14 protein-coding genes and 1 tRNA gene are annotated in these 19,676 nt (G+C 60.7%); 1 reads left to right on the top strand and 14 read right to left on the bottom strand.

The features are described from left to right. Positions 1-235, top strand: a 235-nt coding sequence (locus G1C97_RS12090) for a hypothetical protein (RefSeq protein ID WP_205832558.1), incomplete at its 5' end; no start/stop codon positions are given. A 64-nt stretch (positions 236-299) separates the two neighbouring features. Here the strand turns inward: G1C97_RS12090 and G1C97_RS07345 are convergent. The 14 genes from G1C97_RS07345 to dapE all read right to left on the bottom strand — a co-directional run bounded on the left by G1C97_RS07345 (position 300) and on the right by dapE (position 19,550). Then, positions 300-827 (bottom strand): GNAT family N-acetyltransferase, encoded by a 528-nt coding sequence (locus tag G1C97_RS07345; RefSeq protein WP_240951049.1) that lies wholly within the window; start codon positions 825-827, stop codon positions 300-302. Positions 828-870: 43 nt separating this feature from the next. Next, a complete protein-coding gene (locus tag G1C97_RS07340; RefSeq protein WP_169241211.1) occupies positions 871-2,748 on the bottom strand; it encodes an oleate hydratase in 1,878 nt (625 codons plus the stop codon). 173 nt (positions 2,749-2,921) lie between these two features. After that, positions 2,922-3,329, bottom strand: coding sequence for a DUF4186 domain-containing protein (locus tag G1C97_RS07335; RefSeq protein WP_335341349.1), 408 nt, complete (start codon positions 3,327-3,329; stop codon positions 2,922-2,924). A 61-nt stretch (positions 3,330-3,390) separates the two neighbouring features. Next, the gene (dnaE, locus tag G1C97_RS07330; protein ID WP_169241209.1) at positions 3,391-6,945 is read right to left on the bottom strand and encodes a DNA polymerase III subunit alpha; all 3,555 of its coding nucleotides are present in this window, start codon (positions 6,943-6,945) and stop codon (positions 3,391-3,393) included. 1,343 nt (positions 6,946-8,288) lie between these two features. After that, a complete protein-coding gene (gene nusG / locus G1C97_RS07325; protein WP_169241208.1) occupies positions 8,289-9,158 on the bottom strand; it encodes a transcription termination/antitermination protein NusG in 870 nt (289 codons plus the stop codon). A 29-nt stretch (positions 9,159-9,187) separates the two neighbouring features. Next, complete coding sequence (gene secE / locus G1C97_RS07320; RefSeq protein WP_100497137.1) at positions 9,188-9,415, bottom strand: preprotein translocase subunit SecE; 228 nt, start codon at positions 9,413-9,415, stop codon at positions 9,188-9,190. A 37-nt stretch (positions 9,416-9,452) separates the two neighbouring features. Then, positions 9,453-9,528: transfer RNA gene (locus G1C97_RS07315), tRNA-Trp, on the bottom strand. Between the two features lie 379 nt (positions 9,529-9,907). Further along, positions 9,908-11,116 carry a pyridoxal phosphate-dependent aminotransferase gene (locus G1C97_RS07310; protein ID WP_169241223.1) on the bottom strand — a complete coding sequence of 403 codons (1,209 nt, stop codon included), beginning with the start codon at positions 11,114-11,116 and terminating at the stop codon, positions 9,908-9,910. Between the two features lie 69 nt (positions 11,117-11,185). Next, on the bottom strand, positions 11,186-12,319 hold the full coding sequence (proB, locus tag G1C97_RS07305; protein WP_169241207.1) for a glutamate 5-kinase: 1,134 nt from the start codon (positions 12,317-12,319) through the stop codon (positions 11,186-11,188). Between the two features lie 2 nt (positions 12,320-12,321). Beyond that, entirely contained in the window at positions 12,322-14,013 is a 1,692-nt protein-coding gene (gene obgE / locus G1C97_RS07300; RefSeq protein WP_169241206.1) for a GTPase ObgE, read from the bottom strand. Between the two features lie 77 nt (positions 14,014-14,090). Continuing rightward, a complete protein-coding gene (gene rpmA, locus G1C97_RS07295) occupies positions 14,091-14,342 on the bottom strand; it encodes a 50S ribosomal protein L27 (protein ID WP_100497140.1) in 252 nt (83 codons plus the stop codon). 22 nt (positions 14,343-14,364) lie between these two features. Beyond that, a complete protein-coding gene (rplU, locus tag G1C97_RS07290; RefSeq protein WP_100497141.1) occupies positions 14,365-14,673 on the bottom strand; it encodes a 50S ribosomal protein L21 in 309 nt (102 codons plus the stop codon). 233 nt (positions 14,674-14,906) lie between these two features. Next, positions 14,907-17,951 (bottom strand): Rne/Rng family ribonuclease, encoded by a 3,045-nt coding sequence (locus G1C97_RS07285; protein ID WP_169241205.1) that lies wholly within the window; start codon positions 17,949-17,951, stop codon positions 14,907-14,909. Positions 17,952-18,281: 330 nt separating this feature from the next. Beyond that, the gene (dapE, locus tag G1C97_RS07280; protein WP_240951048.1) at positions 18,282-19,550 is read right to left on the bottom strand and encodes a succinyl-diaminopimelate desuccinylase; all 1,269 of its coding nucleotides are present in this window, start codon (positions 19,548-19,550) and stop codon (positions 18,282-18,284) included. Between the last annotated feature and the right edge of the window lie 126 nt (positions 19,551-19,676).

Raw genomic sequence — 19,676 nt, 5'->3', positions numbered from 1 at the left:
GTACAAACACGCTCTTGAGTTCTCAAACCACCACCACGCCGGCAAGCGACCCCGAACCATCAAGGAAGCGGAGGCCCGCCGTGCCGAGCGGCAACAGATGAATAACTTACACGCACCACGGCAATCACGCAAATCAAGGCGCGCAAAAACCCCGGAAACCGGCATCACAGCGCGGTTCCCTCGGCGTGTCGCAAACAGCCATTCAATGCTGTTCTACAGCCCAGAATACTCCTGAAACCATTGCCCGGAAGTAACAACAACATCCGTTCACCGGCGTGTCAGGTTAATTCACCTTCCATTCAGAAGGTCAAACGCATCTGCCGCCAGACCACACCGCCATGCACAGAGGCGGACACACCTTCATCCAGAAAACCAAACTGTGCATAGAAGCCAACAAGCCGGTCCTTGCAGGTGAGTACCAGTCCTTCGCGCCCGCGAGCGCGAGAATCCTCGATCACCTGCCGCATCACCATGCTGGCATAGCCATGGTGCTGATACTGCGGCGCCGTGTCCACTCCGAAAATCATCTGCCATCGGCCATGCGGGTCGTGCTGTGCGGCGTCATCGTACATATCGTCAGCCAGATCCGGGCGATCGGTGACGAAGCCATTAATAAACGCGGCAATAGCCTCACCATCGGTCAGCAGCTTGGTCAGCAGCCAGAAACATTCCGGATATGACTGCAGCCGCACGCGAAGCGTTTCGCGACTGGCCGCTTCCGCCGGCGGGAAGCATTCCGACTCAATCGCATCCAATGCATCGAGATCGGCAACAGTAGCGTGACGAATCGTCCAGGTGTGCGGTGCAGTCATGTGCGGCGCAGTCATATTCGGATTTACTTTCTTCTCAGCTGATCAGATGACGTGATATTCAGATGACGTGATATTCCCTGAGCAATGTGGCGATGTCGCTGCCGTCGAGCTTCTTGAGCACCTTGCCCAGCACCGCACGTTCCACAAAGTTGAGCTTCATATCCGTTACCGGCTTGCCGTCACGTAGCTTGACCGTGGCGTTGAGCAGGTTGCGCACGTCGTAGACGCTGCCCCACACCTCCGGCACGCCACGATCCACGTCGAGCAGGGTGTACACCGCCTCCATGCCGGTGCGCATCGAGTACTCGGTAGTGAAAATGGTGTCACGCGGCGTTTCCGCGAACTGGCCGAGGAACGCGAAGTTCACAGCGCCGTCCGGCACCACGTCCGGTCGGTCTCCAGCCGCACGAGGCATGAAGAACGCGGTGATGTACGGCATCATCACGGGTACCGTATTGGCGTGCCTCTTGGCGAGCGCCTCGATTTTGTCGGTCGGCACGCCCATGTGGTAGAGCCATTCGGCGCAGATCTCCTCGCCGGTGCATTCGGCCATCGGCTTCTTCACGTAGTTGCCGGGCTTGTCCGGGAACAGGCCGTACACCCATACGCACAGCTGGTCCTTGGGCTGGTCGCGGAACTGCTGCTGACGGTTGAGGGTCCAGCTCAGCAGCCAATTCGAATCGGTCACCGTCACGATGCCGCCGGTGACCACATGGCCGGTGAACGGGTCGCGCTTGCAGATACGCTGAATATACGGCGGAATCTCCTTATCAAGCGTAGTGACCGTTGCGCTCATCCACTTGGTGGCCTGCGGGTCGGAGCAGAACTTGTCCGGGTGGCCGAAGCTGGGATCCTGCTTGGCGATGTTGCGCCACATATCCCAGCCGCCGCCCGGCTTCAGGTCCGGGTTCCATGCGGCCGGCGAATTCTGGGAGCCCATCGTGGAGTTCTCCACGCAGCCGCCGTTGGTGATGAATACCAGATCGTCTGCGGTCAGATCGATCGAGGACTTCTCCCCCTCGTGGTCCACGTCCAGACGCACGGCGAGCTTCTTGGTCGGCGAGCTGTACGGGTTGCGCTTGAAGACGCCGGAAATGGCCTGAATCTTCAGAATCGTGTCCTGGCCGACGCCGGTATGCTCGCGCTTGGGACCATCACCGCCACCGATGGCGAATTCCACGTTTTCCACCTTGGTGTTGTAGCGGAATTCCACACCGTGGCTTTCCAGATACTTGACCATCGGCAGAATCATCGACTCGTACTGGTTGTATCGGGTGAAACGCAAGGCCGAAAAGTCCGGCAGACCTCCGATGTGGTGGATGTAGCGCTTGATGTACAGCTTCATTTCCAGCGCGGAGTGCCAGTTTTCGAACGCAAACATCGTGCGCCAGTACAGCCAGAAGTTGGAGTTCAGCACTTCATCGTCGAAGAAATCGGTGATGGGCTTGTCGTACAGCTCTTCATCCGGGGTGAAGAACAGCTTCATGATCTCTTGGGAGGCTTTGTCGCTCAAACCGAACTTGCCTTGGAAGCCGGCGTCCTTACCGAGATCCTTGGTGGCGCGGCACAGCGAATAGTTCGGGTCTTCCTTGTTGAGCCAGTAGTACTCGTCCAGTACGCTCACGCCCTCGGTTTCGATGGAGGGGATCGAACGGAACAGATCCCACATGACCTCGAAATGATTGTCCATTTCGCGTCCGCCGCGCATCACGTAGCCGAGGCCGGGGATGTCCGCGCCGTCACAGGCGCCGCCCGGCACCGGCTCCTTTTCGAGAATATGGATGTGATCGCCGGGCATCTGGCCGTCACGCACCAGATAGCAGGCTGCGGACAGCGCGGCGAGCCCCGTGCCGATGATGTACGCGTTCTTCTGATCGACTCCGGCCGGCTTCTTCGGACGGGCGAAGGCTTCATAGTTACCGTTGGAATAGTACATGGCACTCCTCCTTTGGAGAGTACGTTGACATTGCGTCAACCCTTTGACAGACATCTTGTCGCATTATCGCTGAACTCGCTATAGACAATTGCCGGCGTTGTGCAACATTAGTTGTGCAACATTACACTTCATGTGACTTCTCCGCTGACTTCTCCCATCGGCCAACGCACGGGCTATCGCATCGGCTCATGCATCGGATGATGAATCAGGTCACGTTCGATCCACGCCATCACCAGATTCGCAAGACGGTCGATCTCGTCGTCCGTCAGCGCGCGTCCTTGCGGAATATGATGCCATTTCTCGATGCAGCCTCGGCAACAGGTGGCCGTCGCATGCTGGGCGGTGAATACCGGATGGCCGCGCCACGGCGTCTGACGGCCGTCATTCTTCGGTTCGGCGGCACCCACCCGATCGTGCAGCATCTCATGGGCGTGACGGTCGATCACCGCTTTGCCCTTGGACCGCGCATAGGCGCGGTCCTTATCGCTCAACACGAATTTGGCGCGAAATTGCGAATGAGACAAGCGCTCCAGAGTCTGCGCCACCCAACGTTGCCGTTGCTCATCATCCGAATCAGTCACGATTCCCATCGTAGTGCGCGGCCCATCGTCATAAGGAAACATCACGGCCACGCTACGACAATTACGCGGCCGGCAAACAGCTCGGCCCAAACAGAATCTTGATTTCGGCGAACAGCGACGTATCTCGTTTGACACGGAACCGGTCACCGAACGTCAGCATTTTGACGTTGCCCTGTTCATCGGCGATCGCCAAATGGACTTCGCAATACCCCGGATGATTGGTGAGTACCTGCCCCAGCTGCATCATTCGGTCGCGGGCCAAAGCCACCGGCGGCAACGTGATCACCAACGGACGTTCGTCTTCCGCCTCCAACGTAGGCACCTGCATTTCGGTGGCTCGCAGCGAAACGGTTTCGTCGCGCAACTCCACCTGCCCACGAATCTGCACCACGGCATCCACGGCAAGTTCGGCGGCCGCGGCCTCGTACACCTTGCCGAAGAACATGCACTGAATCGAGCTTTCCATGTCTTCGATGGTGACGATCGCCCACGGATTGCCTTTCTTGGACACACGCCGGTCCACGCCGGTAATCAGCCCGGCGAGCGTGACTTGCTGGCCTTCGCCCATGGTTTTGGCGCGGTCGATAAGGTGCGCGATCGACATTTCGCGCAAGCCGGCGAGCACCGCCTGCATGCCGGAGAGTGGGTGATCGGACACGTACAGGCCGAGCATCTCGCGCTCGAAGTTGAGTTTGGTTTTCTTATCCCATTCCTCGACATCCGGCACGTTCACGGAAGCGTCGCCCATGGCCTCGGCGCCGCCGTCCTCGTCGTCGGAGAACAGATCGAACTGGCCTTCGGCCTGCTTGCGCTTCAGGCTCACCACCGAATCGATGGCCGCCTCATGCACGGTGAACAAAGCGCGGCGGTTCGGATCGATGGAGTCGAACGCGCCGGCCTTAATCAGCGATTCGACCAATCGGCGGTTCAGGGCGGTCAGGGGCACGCGACGGATGAAGTCCATGAAGTTCACGAACTTGCCGCGCGAACCTTCGCGTTCGGCGATGATATCCGCCACGGCTTTCTCACCCACGTTACGGATGGCACCGAGACCGAATCGCACCACGTCGCCGACTGCGGAGTATTCGTAGACCGATTCGTTGACGTCCGGCGAAAGCACCTGAATGCCCATGCGGCGCGCTTCGCCCAAATACAGGGCGGTTTTGTCTTTGTTCGTGGCCGCGCCCTGCAACAGGGCGGCCATGAATTCGACCGGATAATGGGTTTTGAGATACGCGGTCCAGTAGGAGATCAGGCCGTAGGCGGCGGAGTGCGCCTTGTTGAACGCGTAGCCGGAGAACGGGACCAGAATATCCCACACGGCGGTGGCCGCTTCCTCGGAATAGCCGTGCTCCTTCATGCCGGCAAAGAACGGCACCTTCTCCTTGGCCAGCACTTCGGGCTTCTTCTTACCCATTGCGCGCCTCAGCACGTCTGCCTTGCCCAGCGAGTAGCCGGCCAGGATTCGCGCGGCGGACTGCACCTGCTCCTGATAGATGATCAGACCGTACGTCTCGTCCAACACCTGCTTCAGCGGTTCCTCAAGCTCGGGGTGGATCGGCGTGATCTTCTGCAGACCGTTCTTGCGCTTGGCGTAGTTGGTGTGCGAATCCATCGACATCGGGCCCGGTCGGTACAGGGCGATCAGTGCGGAAATATCGTTGAAGTTATCCGGCTTCAACGTTTTGAGCAGGGATCGCATGCCGTCGGAATCGAGCTGGAAGACGCCGAGCGTGTCCCCTCGGGACAGCAGCTCGTAGGTGGGCTTATCGTCCAACGGGATCTTTGTGTAATCGATGGGCGGCTTGCCGTTGGCTTCGATGTTGCGCAGCGTGTCGTGGATCACCGTCAAGTTGGACAGGCCCAGGAAGTCCATCTTGACCAGACCCAACGTTTCGCACGTATGGTATTCGAAGGTGGTGGTGATGGTGCCATCGGTACGTTCCAGTAGCGGGCTGGTGTCCGTGATCGGCGCGCTACCCATGATCGTGGCGCATGCATGCACACCGGTCTGACGGATCAGGCCCTCGATGCCCTTGGCTTCGTCGGTGATGCGGCGCGCATCCGGATCGGAATCGTACATTTCGCGGAATTCGCGGGCCTCGGCATAACGTTTGGCGGCCGGATCGAAAATGTCGTGCAGACTGATGTCTTTGCCGCCCGTGGCCGCGGGAGGCAGCGCCTTGGTGACCTTCTCGCCCACGGAGAACTCGTAGCCCATGATGCGGGCGGAATCCTTGAGGGCCTGTTTGGTTTTGATGGTGCCGTAGATCACGCACTGCGCGACCTTGTCGGTGCCGTATTTTTCACCGCAGTATTCGATGACCCGGCCGCGGCCTTCGGGGTCGAAGTCCACGTCGATATCCGGCAGGGAGACACGCTCCGGGTTGAGGAATCGTTCGAAGATCAGACCATGCTTCAGGGGGTCGAGCTCGGTGATGCCCATTGCGTAGGCGACCATCGCACCTGCGGCCGAGCCTCGACCCGGGCCCACCATGATGCCGTGGTCTTTGGCCCACTGGATATAGTCGGCCACCACGAGGAAGTAGCCGCAGAACTGCATCTGGCAGATCACGCCGCACTCGTAGTCGGCTTGCTTGAGCACTTCGATCGGCGGGTTGCCGTCGTAGCGCTTCTCCAGGCCTTCTTCAACCTTCTTGAGGAACAGGGATGTTTCATCCCAGCCTTCCGGGCAGGGGAACTTCGGCATGAACGCGCCATCCTCGTGATCGTCGAACATCACGTTGCAGCGTTCGGCGATCCGTAGCGTATTGTCGCAAGCTTCGGGAAACTCCTTGAACAGGGCGCGCATGTCTTCGGCCGTTTTGATGTAGTAGCCGGTGCCGTCGAACTTGAATCGGTCGGGGTCGTCCAGTCGGGAGCCGGAGTTGATGCACAGCATGGCATCCTGGGCACCCGCGTCCTCGGCATGCACGTAGTGGGAATCGTTGGTGGCCAGCAATGGTGCGTTGAGCTTCTTGGCGATGGTCAGCAGGTCCTTGGTCACCTGGGTTTCGATGCTCAGACCGTGGTCCATCAGTTCGATGAAGAAATTGTCCTTGCCGAAAATGTCCTGGAATTCGCCGGCCGCACGTAATGCTTCGTCAAACTGCCCCAGTCGCAGACGGGTCTGGATGATGCCGGACGGGCAGCCGGAGGAGGCGATCACGCCTTTGGAATAGGTGGAGAGCACTTCCTTGTCCATACGCGGGTAACGCATGACACGACCTTCAAGGTTGGCCACGGAGGACGCTTTGATGAGATTGACCAGGCCTTCGTCGTTTTCCGCCCACATGGTCATGTGGGTGATCAGACCGCCGCCGGACACGTCGTCGCGACGCTGGGCTTCGGTGCCCCAGTGCACGCGCGACTTGTCTTGACGCGCGGTTTCCGGCGTCACATACGCTTCGATGCCGATGATGGGTTTGACGCCGTTGGATACGCAGTTGGTGTACATTTCGTACGCGCCGTGCATGTTGCCGTGGTCCGTGATGCCAACGGCCGGCATACCGAGTTCCGCCGCGCGCTTGGCCAGCGCCGGGATCTTCGATGCGCCGTCCAGCAGCGAATAATGCGTGTGATTGTGCAGATGTACGAAGTTCCCCGATTCAGCCATGCGTTCCACGATACCGCATAGACCTGTCGGCCATCCCGCCGATAACGTCGGTAACCGCCGACAGCACAATGTCCTCGACGCCAGGAAGCACTGGGAATATGCGCCGATTAATCGCCGATAGGAATACAGCTTGATGGTGTTGAGGGACTATTGAGGAACTGGGCGTGGTGCTTGTATTTGAGGCTCGGCTTTCATGGGGGGTTCATGGGGGTTCATGGGGCTGCAAGGCATGTCGTGGACTTAGTGCTCATGGTCGATGGCTCGCCCGTTTCCGGGCATACAAGGATGAGAACCGGCGGCGGCCGCACGACGAGGAGAAAACGGCCGGATTCCGGCATCGGATGTGCGCGGCATGCACGATCGCTGTCCCGGTGGTCTAGACAATCGTTTGACGAAGCTACCGGGACATTTTCCGCTGTCCCGGTTCAGCATTTCGCCTTGTTATACGGAACCGGGACAGTTTCAGGCTCCCGCAAGCATCAATCAGCACGGAACACGATCCCAGAAACGTTGAGATTTCAAGCTTCCTGATCAGGGAATATATACGTCTTCTCTTTACGTTCGTCCCGGTTCTGCAAAAAGAACCGAATCAAGCTACCGGGACAGTCAAATCTGTCCCGGTTCACGAATACAACGTTTATCTCAACAACCGTGCCAACAGGGAACGCACTTCACGAACATCGCTCAATGCAAGATGCCCCACTATTCACAAATTCCCACGAACATATACCGTGCCGCCGTCAGGGTGCAGCGGCGCTGTGTCAATGTGCCCCGATCTGACGGCGTTCTCGTGAGAACATTGGCATCACGGTCTGACTCATGGTGCTTCGGTTTCGGGTTATAGGAACCAAACGTGGTGTTTATGACTGGGGTTTGGCCTTGTGGCAGTAGGCGTGTCGGGGTGGTTTTAACACGATGTCGTGTTAAAGACCGTCGGTCCAGCCGTTCGGTGCCTGTTCGATGGGTGCATGAGGACGAAGACAATGCGCAAAAACGACTATGCCCCCAGCACCACGAGGCACCAGGGACACTTACCATCACAGAAAATCAATGATGCGTGCGACTTCAAGGCGCACCCAAGGAAGCGGTACAAAGGTACCGCGACTGAGGAGCAACGCCGAAGGCGCCACATCAGCTACTGAAATACTGTGGCGTGTGCGGAGAACATCGTCTGAAACCGAAGGCAATGCGCAAAAAACGACTGTGCCCCCAGTACAAAAGTACTGAGGACACTTATAGTCACTGAAAATCAATGATGCGTGCGACTTCAAGGCGCACCGAAGGAAGCGGTACAAAGGTACCGCGACTGAGGAGCAACGCCGAAGACGCTCCATCATTGATTTTCAGTTGAGTTTTTGGACTTGGTTGAACCCAAGCTCCACCGGCGTATCGCGGCCGAAGATGGACACGAGAACGGTGAGCTTCTGGGTAGTGGGTTCGACGTCGGAGACGACGGCGGCCATGGTGGCGAAGGGGCCGTCGGTGACGGTGACCTGATCGCCGACTGCATAGGAGACTTCGACGGTGCGCTTCTTGGCGGCGGCGGGCTTGTCGCCGGCCTTCTTGAGGGCTTCGGAAGCGATCATCGGGGCCATCATGGCGACGACTTCCTTGCGGGAAAGCGGGGCCGGATCCTTGGTGGGGCCGACGAAGCCAGTGACGCCTTCGGTTTCACGAACGATGCGGCGGGCGTTCTCGTCGGGCCACATGCGGATGAGGACGTAGCCGGGGACACGCACGCGGGTGATGACCTTCTTGCCCTTTTCGGTGTGCTTTTCGACTTCTTCCATCGGGACCTCGACCTGGAAGATCTGATCTTCCATGCCGAAGGAAGCAACACGGGACTCGATGTTGGTCTTTACGCGCTTCTCATAACCGGAGTAGGTGTGCAGGACATACCACTTGCCGTCCAGAGTGCGCAGGGACTTGGAGAATTCGTCAACGGCCTGCTGACCGGCGTCGGTTTCTTCGGCCTGCTCGGACTCGTTGATTTCGGTCTCGTCATCGTCAAGTGCGAGAGGAGCGTCAGAAGTGGACTGCGCAGGAGCTTTATCCGCGGATTCCTCAGTAGCAGGGGCGGCAGCCTCGACAGCTTCAGCAGAAGCCTCGGAATCTTCGACAGCCGCAGACTCAACAGGAGCCTCAGCAGCAGCGTCGTTGTTATCATCCGGCAACACGGCGTCGAGATTTTCGAGATTCAGTTCATCGCTCATGCGTATGTCCCACCTTCAGGTTCGTTGAATCAGCCGAACAGCCAGAGCGTGGCCTTGCCCAAACCAAGGTCCATGCCCGTGACCAGAGCCATCAGCAGCAGCACGAAGATGAAGACGGCCAGAGACCAGAAGAACAGTTCCTTGGCGGTAGGCGTTACGACCTTGCGAAGCTCGTCGATGATCTGCTTGATGAACAGACCGATACGCATGAAGACATTCGGCTTGACTGCCTTTTCACTGTTGCTCGTCTTAGCCATTTACGTACCTCGCGTCAGCTGCTTGATTGTAGAAACTTGGCAGGGAAGGCGGGACTCGAACCCACAACCTACGGTTTTGGAGACCGTTGCGCTACCAATTGCGCCACTTCCCTAGGTGATAATCCACCTCGGCGTTCGTTCCGTAGAGAACGGTTCGCCACGGCGAAACCGCCAAGTCGTTATAGTAACGGCTCCGGTGGATTATGGCAAATCGCGTGTCGCGCTCGGACGACATGTCGGGGACACGCGTTGAGCGTACGTTATTCCAGACTAATTAGTCCTTCATCTGGAAGAACGTACGCTGAGCATCGGTCAGTGTACGTTCTTCCAGATAAGTCAGGAGATACTCTGGAGGAACGTACGCTGAGGTGGTGTTGTTTACCGGTTTGGTCCAGCAACTGTGGACTCGCCTACGGCAAGACTCAACATCGCCCTCGCTCGGCTACCGCCTCGCTCAGGGCAAACCTACGGACAGCACACTGTGCTGTCCGTTCAACGGTTTGCCCATTCCTTCATGCGCTTCATGCCTTCGGCTAGGTCTTCGTCGGCTAGGGCGTAGGAGAAGCGGAGGTAGCCGGGGGCGCCGAACGCCTCGCCGGGGACGGCGGCCACATGGGCCTCATCGAGCAGCGCGGCGGCGAAATCGGCGGACGTGGCGCACACAGTGCCGTTGGGGCCGAGCGGCTTACCCAGCAGCGCGGTGATATCGGCGAACGCATAGAACGCGCCGGTCGGAGTCGGGCAGTTGACGCCCTCGATATCGTTCAGCGCGGCCACAATGGCGCGACGACGCACATCAAAGGCCTTGCGCATCTCGTACACCTCGTCCAGCGGACCGGACACGGCTGCCAGCGCGGCGCGCTGAGAGATGTTGGCCACGTTGGAGGTCATGTGTCCCTGCAGCTTGGTGGCGGCCTTAGCGACCTCAACCGGAGCGACCATCCAACCCACGCGCCAGCCGGGCATAGCGTAGGTCTTGGCCACACCGTTGAGCACCAGCAGCTGGTTACGGCATTCGGGAACGGCGGCTCCGATGTACGTGGTGTGAGCGTCATCGTAGTTCAGGTGCTCGTAGATCTCATCGGAGATGATCCAAATATGGTGCTCAACAGCCCAACGGCCGATGGCCTCCACTGTTTCCGGCTTCCACACCGCACCGGTGGGGTTGTTCGGAGAGTTGACGATGATGGCCTTCGTACGCTCGGTACGGGCTGCCTCCAGCGCTTCCAGAGAAGGCTCGAAATTCACGTCGGCACCGGCAAACACTTCGACCGGCACACCGTCGGCCAGCTTGACCGCTTCGGGATAGCTGGTCCAGTACGGGGTGGGAATGATGACCTCGTCGCCTTCGTTCAGCAGAATCTGGAAGGCCTCGTACACGGCCTGTTTGCCGCCGTTGGTCACCACCACCTGATCGGCGGTGACTTCATAGCCGGAATCGCGAGCCACTTTTGCGGCGATCGCCTCACGCAGCTCGGGAAGGCCAGGCGTCGGCGTGTACTTGTAGTTCTTCGGGTCCAGGCATGCCTCGGATGCGGCCTTGACCACATTCGCAGGGGTCGGGAAGTTCGGTTCACCGGCACCGAAACCGATGACATCCAATCCGGCGGCCTTCATGGCCTTGGCCTTGGAGTCGACGGCGAGCGTAGCGCTCGGTGCCACAGTGTTGATTCGGTCGGAAAGTGTTTGCCAATCAGCCATAGTCATGGTTCACACGATAGCCCGAACGTGCGATGTTGCCAAGGGTGGAGCGCCACGCGCAGACGCCCGCTACACCAACACGAGATTGTCGCGATGCACCAGCGGATGCGCGTATTCGGGGCCAAGGAACCGCTTGAGCTGTGCGGTATTGCGACCGAGCATCTGCGGGATCTCTTCGGAGTCGAAACCGGCCAGTCCACGCGCCAGATGTTCGCCGTCTTCGGAATCCACCCACACCGGGTCTCCTGCGGAGAAGTTGCCGTGCACCTCCAGCGCACCTGCGGCCAGCAGCGAGGCGCGTCCGCCGCGAATGGCTGCGGCGGCGCCGGCATCGACCATAATCGTGCCGCGCGGCTCGGCAGCGAATCCGATCCACAGACGTCGCGAAGAGCCGCGGGCCTTCACCGGAGCGAACACCGTGCCCACCGGGTCGCCCATCATCGCAGGACCGGCGTTCGAAGCGCAGGTCAGCACGGTCGGGATACCGGATACCGCCGCCACGCGAGCCGCCTCCAGCTTGGTGACCATGCCACCGGTGCCCACTTTCGAGCCGGAACCGGAAACCGTGATATCGCCCAACGCATCAATCACATTGGGTACGTATTCCACGCGACGCGACCCCGGCTGGGAAGGCGGCGCGGTATACAGCGCGTCCACATCGGTAAGCAACACCAGCGCTTCCGCACGTACCAAGTTGGCGATCAGTGCGGAAAGGCGGTCGTTGTCGCCGAAACGAATCTCATTGGACGCCAACGAATCATTTTCGTTGATGATCGGCACTACGCCAAGGTCCAGCAGTCGGTCCAACGTACGCTGCACATTGCGGTATTGCGTGGCGCGGATCGTATCTTCCGCAGTGATCAGAATCTGGCCCACGCGAATGCCGAACCTGCCGAACGCCGTCTCGTAACGGGCCATGAGCAGACCCTGGCCGACTGCCGCAGTGGCCTGCTGCGTGGCCACGTCGGCAGGGCGCGAGTCGAAGCCGAGCGGGCCGAAGCCGGCCGCGATCGCGCCGGAAGACACCAGCACCACTCGTCCGCCCATCAGTCGCACTTGAGCCAAGGCCGCGGCCAGCGCGTCCAGTTTGGCCGGGTCAAGGTGACCGCTCGGCTGGGTGAGCGAGCTGGAGCCGACTTTGACCACGATGGTGCCGGCTGCAGCAATGCTTCTGCGAACCTCGGCTTGGCTCGGTGTGCTCATGATCACTCTTCTTCTGTATCGGTATCTTCGTCTTCGCCGCGACCGAACAGACTGGTTTCGTCGTGGCGATCGTCGTCGATGGACGGATCGGCCCAGTGTCCGGCGGCGCGCTCGGCCATCATCGCCTCGCGTACGGCGGCACGGGCGTCCATCATCGCGTGATACTGGGCACGACGTTCGCTGTTGGAACGACGGCGGGAGCGCGGATCCTGCTCTTCCAGACGCAGATCCTTGCCGCGTGCGCCCAGGTTGGAGCCGTCGAGCATTTCCGCACCGGCGGAGATGGTGGGATCCCAGTCGAATTCGACCATGCGGGGGCCGCGGCCGATACGAATCTCGTCTCCGGGATGGGCGCCCTTGCGGCGCAGCTCGTCTTCCACGCCCAGCTTGGCCAGACGGTCGGCCAGATAGCCCACGGCCTCGTCGTTGTCGAAGTTGGTCTGCATCACCCAGCGTTCCGGCTTGGTGCCTCGCACCTCGTAGAACACTTCGCCATTGCCGAGTTCGCGACGCTCCACCGTGAATTCCAGTGCGGTACCGCCCTCGTCTGCACGACGGCGACGACGCGCCGCGGATTCCAACGGCTTAATCACCACGCGGGCCTCCTCTTCGGCCTGCTCGCGGTTGGCCACTTCCTCGCGCATCTCCTTGACCAAAGCGGACAGCGCGAAGTTGAGCTCCTTCAATCCCTCATGCGAAGCGGTGGAGATCTCGAAGACCTTCAGACCCATCGCCTCGAATTCCGGACGTACGAAATCGGCGAGTTCCTTGGCTTCCGGCACGTCGATCTTGTTGAGGATCACGATGCGCGGACGCTCGGGAATCGCGATGGCGCCCAGCGGCAGCTCCAGCTTGTCCGCGTAGAGCGCAAGCTCCTTTTCCAACGCCTGATAGTCGGACATCGGGTCGCGGTCCGGTTCCAGCGTGGCACAGTCGATCACATGGGCGATGATTTCCGTACGCTCGATATGACGCAGGAACTCCAGTCCCAGACCCTTGCCTTCGGAAGCGCCCGGAATCAGACCCGGCACATCGGCGATCGTGTACCGGGAATCGCCGGCGATCACCACGCCAAGATTCGGCACCAGTGTGGTGAACGGGTAATCGGCGATTTTCGGCTTGGCCGAGCTCATTGCCGCGATCAGGGAGGACTTGCCGGCCGAGGGGAAGCCCACCAACGCCACGTCGGCGATGGACTTAAGCTCCAGAATGACGTCTCGCTCTTCGCCCAGTTCGCCGAGCAGCGCGAAACCGGGGGCGCGACGGGTCTTGTTGGCCAAGGCGATATTGCCCAGGCCGCCGGCACCGCCCTGAGCCACGACCACGCGATCACCCTCATGACGCAGGTCGGCCAGCTGTGCGCCGGGATGCTTGGGCTTGCCTTGTTCGCCGCGGGCTTCGAACACGATAGTGCCGCACGGCACCGGCAGAATCAGGTCTGCGCCTTTGGAGCCGTCCTTGTTGTCGCCCAGGCCCATCGTGCCGCTGCCGGCCACGCGATGCGGCATGAACCGGTAATCGAGCAGGCTGGTGGCGTTACGGTCGGCCACGAAGATCACGGAACCGCCGTCACCGCCGTTGCCGCCGTTCGGGCCGGCCAAGGGCTTGTATTTTTCACGACGGATGCCGGCCGAGCCGTTGCCGCCGTCACCGCCCTTGACATGGACGGTTACTCGATCCACAAAATCACTCATATTGGTTACCTTACAGAAAAAGCCGCGTCCTTGCGGGCGCGGCTTCACAGCTTAAATGCTTAGATGCTCTGAATCGCTCAGGCGGCGATCACATCGACGACCTTGCGGTCGCGGCGGACGCCGAACTTCACGGAGCCGTCGGTGAGGGCGAACAGCGTGTGGTCCTTGCCCATGCCGACGTTGTGGCCCGGGTGGAAGTTGGTGCCACGCTGGCGAACGATGATGTTGCCGGCCACGACGGCTTCGCCGCCGAACTTCTTCACGCCGAGGTATTGCGGGTTAGAATCGCGACCGTTGCGAGAGCTGGACGCACCCTTCTTATGTGCCATGATTCATGGTCCTTTCTGTATCTCAGGCGATCGCCGTGATCTTGACGAGCGTCAGCTTCTGGCGGTGACCCTTACGGCGGGCAACACCAGTCTTGTTCTTGTACTTCTGGATGTTGATCTTCGGGCCCTTGGCCTCGTCGTTCACCACTTCGGCCTTGACGGAGATCTTGGCCAGATCAGCGGCGGCCAGAGTCACGTTGGCACCGTCGACCACGAGGGAGACCGGGAACTCCACGGTATCGCCCTTCTTGGCGTTGAGACGGTTCACGAGGATGGTATCGCCAACCTCGACCTTTTCCTGATGGCCACCGGCCTTCACAATCGCGTACATAATCGTTCCTTTTATGTTTTGGAAAGCTTCCTTGCCCAACACGCACCGAGCCTGCGGTCAGACACCGAGTTTCGAATTTACACCTACGCGCGGACTAACGCAAATGATTTTTGCCCGCGTGTCAAGTACGACACACCAGTCACCTTCTTCAGCGACTCCGGCCACGGTACATCAGCTTCTCTGAAGCCGTGGACAGAATCGCTGCCGCTCCTCGGTTACTCTGGCTGTTCCGGCTACTCCTCTTCCTCCGCGTTGTTGGCGGCAACGGCGGCGGCTGCGATCTGCGCCAGCTTGGCCTTGACGTCCGCGCTGGAGCCGGCCGGTTCCGGAGCCGGCGTGGTGCCGCGGCCATGCTTGTTCGTCTTGACGAAGGGGTCTCCGCCACGCAACGCATACGGATCGTCGTATTCGGCGCTGACCGTGGGGTTGTCATGCAGGATGAAACCGCGGCCCTTGCATGTCGGGCATTCCTCGGAGAAGGCCTCCACCAGGCCTTGACCGATACGTTTGCGGGTCATCTGCACGAGGCCGAGCGAGGTGACCTCCGCCACCTGGTGCTTGGTGCGGTCGCGCGCCAGGCATTCGATCAGGCGGCGCAGCACCAGATCACGGTTGGCGGGCATCACCATATCCACGTAGTCGATCATGACCATGCCGCCGATATCACGCAGACGCAGCTGGCGGGCGATTTCCTCGGAAGCCTCCAGATTGCAACGCGTGACCGTCTCTTCCAGAGACTTGCCCTTGCCGATGAAACGGCCGGTATTGACGTCGATCGTGGTCATGGCCTCAGTGCGGTCAATCACGATGGAACCGCCGGACGGCAGGTACACCTGGCGTTCCATGCCCTTGCGCAGCTGAGAGTCGATGGACCACTTGTCGAACACGTCCTTGCCTTCGTGCTCTGCCGGATCCCACTTGACCAGCTTGTCTTTCAGGTCGGGAGCCATGGTGTCCAGATACTCTTCGATGCGGTCGTAGACCTTATCGCCTTCCACGATGAGCTGGTTGAAGTCGTCGTTGAAGATGTCTCGCACCACGCGGATCGCCACATCCGGCTCGCCCTGCAGCAGCTTCGGGCGCTTGCCATGCCAGAACTCCTCGCGCTTGGCGTTGATACGCTCCCACTGGCGCACCAGAGACTCAAGATCCTTGGTGATGGCCTCTTCGGAGGCGCCCTCGGCCGCGGTGCGGATAATCACGCCCATGTCCTTCGGCGCGATCTTGGAGACGATGTTCTTCAGCCTCGAACGTTCGCGCTCGGACAGCTTGCGGCTCACGCCGGTCATGCCGCCGGAAGGCACCAGCACCAGGAAGCGGCCAGCCAGCGTGACCTGACTGGTCAGACGAGCACCCTTATGACCGATCGGATCCTTGGTGACCTGCACCAGCACCGGGTCGCCGGACTTGAACGCCAGCTCGATGCGACGCGGCTGGCCTTCGAGACGGGCCGCATCCCAGTTGACCTCGCCGGCGTAGAGCACGCCGTTGCGGGCCTGGCCGATGTCCACGAACGCGGCCTCCATGCTCGGCAGCACGTTCTGCACACGGCCGAGATAAATGTTGCCTACCGTCTGCACTTCCTGGATATCGGAGACGTAATGCTCGACCAGCACATTGTCTTCCACCACGGAAATCTGGGTGTGATGCTCCTTCTCGCGCACCACCATCAGACGGTCCACGTTCTCGCGGCGGGCCAGGAAATCCTGCTCCATGAGCTGATTCTGGCGGCTGCGTTCACGACGATTGTCGCGGCGGCGCTGCTTCTTGGCCTCAAGACGCGTGGAACCTTCCACATCGGTGATCTCGTCGATGTACTGCTGCTTGCGGGAGCGGCGAACCAGCTGTTCGGCCGGCTGCTCCTCGCTCGTCTCGGCGTTCTTCGCGCCGCGGCGGCGGCGACGGCGACGGGTGACGGTCTGCTCCTCATCGTCCTCGTCGCGATCGCGATCACGACGGGCCGCGGACTCATCGTCGGCGTCGGACTCGGCGACGGCATCCTGCTCGGCATTCGCGTCATTGGCAGCGGCATCGGCACGAGAACCACGACGGCGACGGCGACGGGAACGCGTGCGGGTGGTGTCGGACTCCTCGTCCCCCTCCTCTTCGGCGATCGGCGAGTAGGAGATGTCGTCGAGCTCAAGGTCCTCTTCAATCTGCTCGACTTCGGCGGCGGCACGTCGTTCCTGCGCGTTCAGGCGGCGGGAACGGCGGGAACGACGGGATTCGCCGGAATCCTCCGATTCGGTGTCGTCACGGCTGGTGCCGGCATCCGCATCGGCATTGTCATCGCGAGTATCGCGATCGGCTGCGGTACGACGGCGGTCGGCACGCTGCTGGCCGTCGGCATCGTCGCGATTGCGCGAACGGCGGGAACGACGGGACGTGCGGGATTCAGCTTCTGCCGACGCATCGTCATGATCGTCGACGTGAGCGTCGCCGTCATCACGATTGTCCTGTTCGTCAAGGTCACGAACATGGGAAGTGGGCAGCACCGGCTCCTGGAAGAGCAGCGAGGTCATCGGCTTGCCACGGCGAACGCCCTGATGGCCTTCCGGCAATGACTCAACCGCGTCGAACAGGCGCTCATCCGGCGACTGCTCGCGGCTTTCGCCATTCGTACGGCGGGAACGACGACGCAGTGGACGCTCATCCTCGTCATCGTCCAGCGACATGGGCGCACGGCGGGAGCGGCGGCGAACCTCACGATCAGCGTCCTCATCGTCGTCGATCAGCGCACGACGCGAACGGCGAGACGGACGCTCATCGTAATCATCCGTATCATCCACGTCGGCGATGCGGCGGCGAGACGGACGCTCGGTGAAATCATCCATGTCATCCTCAAGGGACACAGACGAACGAGTGCGGCGTGCGGAGCGGTTCGGACGATCCTGATCATCGTTCATATCAACCGCGCGACGCGAGCGGCGGCGAGACGGACGGGCCTCATCCGTCGTTTCGGCATCATCATCGGCAGCGGCAGACACCACATCAGCGAGTACGGGCGCTTCAAAAAGCGGGGCCCGCTCCTGCACCTGCAGTTCCAGCGAGGCTCCGGCGGCACCGGTGTCGCGCACTACGCGACGACCGCCGCGACGGCGACGCACCACGGGCTCAGCGCTCTGGGGCGTGCTCTGGGCAGCGTTCTGGGCAGCGTTCTGGGCACTGTTCGCACCCGCGCTCTGAGCGGCATTGGATACAGTATTGGTACCGGTTTCGTCGGAAACGAAACCATCATGATTATCAGTGGGCACAATGCTCCTCGCGGCGCGCTGCATCGCGACGCTTCGTCCAGGCCCATACGCGTAACTCACACCACGCTCTCACCGTGGCCGCGTGACAATACACGCCGCGTAAAGGCAACTTCGTCTCAAGTCTGTCCTGCGGGACGGCGGACACCGGCGCTTGCGTTGTCTCATTCTTGAGAGCCGCAAGGGGATCGACGCCATCGCGCACGCTGGGCGGTTATGCAGAACCACCGTCTTTCAGTATGCCACACATCGTGACGACGACGTGCGCGAAAGCGGACTTGGGTGATGTCGGACCGGACGAACCGTGCCGGATCGTTATTCACGCGCCAGTTCTCGCACCAGTTCTCGCATCGACCCTCACACCAGCCAGGAGGTCAGCAGATCGGCCATCAGCGTAAGGTCCGACTCGGGCACCTGCTCATCATGCTTATGCGCCAGCAGCGGGTCGCCGGCACCGAGGTTGACGGCCGGAATGCCGAGCTGGGAGAAACGGGCCACATCGGTCCAACCCAACTTGGCCAGCGGATCGTGGCCCGTGCGTTCCTTGACCAGTCGAACCAGATCTTGGGCGAGCGGCGCGTTAAGGCCCGGACGCGCGGACGACGATTCATCCTTCATCTCGATGCCGTAGCCCTCAAACACGCCGCCGGTAGCCACATGCTCGCCGTTGCCCAGTTCAGCGCCGGCGTCCGCGCCCATCATCAGCGCTTTGGCTTCGGCCAGCGACTTGTCCGGGGCGAAACGGTAATTGACATGCACACGGCACTCGTCGGGGATGACGTTGGTGCCCTTGCCGCCGGAGATCAGCGTGGCGTTGAGCCCCTCGCGGTAGTCGAGTCCGTCCACGTTCACGGTGGCTGGCTCGTATGCGTTGAGTCGGTTCAGAATCTCGGCCGCCTTATGAATGGCGTTCTCCCCCATCCAGGCTCGCGCCGAATGCGCGGCCACACCGTGGGTGATGACGTCAAAGCGGATCGTGCCGTTGCAGCCGCCCTCGATGCCGCAGCTGGTGGGCTCGCCGATGATGGCGAAATCACCCTGGATCCAATCGGGGTGGGTTTCCACGACCTTGCGCAGTCCGTTTTTCTCGGCGACTACTTCCTCGTGGTCATAGAACACATAGGTGAGATCGACTTTGGGATCGCTTTGCACGGTGCGGCCGTCCAGCACGGCAGCGAGGTAAAGCATCACCGCGTCCGAAGCCTTCATGTCCGTGGCGCCGCGGCCCCACAGCACGCGCTCATTCGGGTGGGCCTTGGCGATGTCTTCGCGGATCAGCGGGTCGCCGGGCTCCAGCCAGCGCGGCGGGAAATTGTCGATGACCGGCACGGTGTCGATATGGCCGGCAAGAATCACACGGCTCGGTTTGCCGAAGTCGGTGGAGGCGACCACGGTGTCGCCATGACGGCGGACGGTCAGATGGTTCTGAAGCGTGAGGAAAGCTTCAATCTCGTCGGCGAGCGGGCCTTCCGCATCAGAGACGGAGAAGTTTTCCATGATCTGGGTCAGCAAGCTGTTCAATTGCTCCGCGCGGGTGGTGTTTTGCGGCAAGACGATCGGCTGGGACGACCGGTCAGACGAAGCCGGCTGGTCCTGCGGCTGATCTGCAAAGTTCGTATTTGTCATGGGAACAGCCTACATCGAGGCGGCCGAAGTCACAGCGTACTTTTCGCACGAAAAGAGCGCTACACCCGGCCAAATCACCCGCCTAGCCCCCGATTCGTGCGAAAAGTGCGTTACGCACGACCAAAT

This window comes from Bifidobacterium olomucense (assembly GCF_012932375.1).
GTDB classification, from domain to species: Bacteria; Actinomycetota; Actinomycetes; order Actinomycetales; family Bifidobacteriaceae; genus Bifidobacterium; species Bifidobacterium olomucense.
The sequence above is the reverse complement of the archived record's forward strand: the minus strand, read 5'-3'. Positions and strand labels throughout refer to the sequence as shown.

What these genes read in the sequence shown, in the direction of transcription:
- rpmA (WP_100497140.1), bottom strand. Translation starts at nt 14,342, where the DNA reads ATGGCACATAAGAAGGGTGCGTCCAGCTCTCGCAACGGTCGCGATTCT.
- G1C97_RS07285 (WP_169241205.1), bottom strand. Translation starts at nt 17,951, where the DNA reads ATGCAGCGCGCCGCGAGGAGCATTGTGCCCACTGATAATCATGATGGT.
- obgE (WP_169241206.1), bottom strand. Translation starts at nt 14,013, where the DNA reads ATGAGTGATTTTGTGGATCGAGTAACCGTCCATGTCAAGGGCGGTGAC.
- dapE (WP_240951048.1), bottom strand. Translation starts at nt 19,550, where the DNA reads ATGACAAATACGAACTTTGCAGATCAGCCGCAGGACCAGCCGGCTTCG.
- secE (WP_100497137.1), bottom strand. Translation starts at nt 9,415, where the DNA reads ATGGCTAAGACGAGCAACAGTGAAAAGGCAGTCAAGCCGAATGTCTTC.
- proB (WP_169241207.1), bottom strand. Translation starts at nt 12,319, where the DNA reads ATGAGCACACCGAGCCAAGCCGAGGTTCGCAGAAGCATTGCTGCAGCC.
- dnaE (WP_169241209.1), bottom strand. Translation starts at nt 6,945, where the DNA reads ATGGCTGAATCGGGGAACTTCGTACATCTGCACAATCACACGCATTAT.
- rplU (WP_100497141.1), bottom strand. Translation starts at nt 14,673, where the DNA reads ATGTACGCGATTGTGAAGGCCGGTGGCCATCAGGAAAAGGTCGAGGTT.
- nusG (WP_169241208.1), bottom strand. Translation starts at nt 9,158, where the DNA reads ATGAGCGATGAACTGAATCTCGAAAATCTCGACGCCGTGTTGCCGGAT.
- G1C97_RS07345 (WP_240951049.1), bottom strand. Translation starts at nt 827, where the DNA reads ATGACTGCGCCGCACATGACTGCACCGCACACCTGGACGATTCGTCAC.
- G1C97_RS07340 (WP_169241211.1), bottom strand. Translation starts at nt 2,748, where the DNA reads ATGTACTATTCCAACGGTAACTATGAAGCCTTCGCCCGTCCGAAGAAG.
- G1C97_RS07310 (WP_169241223.1), bottom strand. Translation starts at nt 11,116, where the DNA reads ATGGCTGATTGGCAAACACTTTCCGACCGAATCAACACTGTGGCACCG.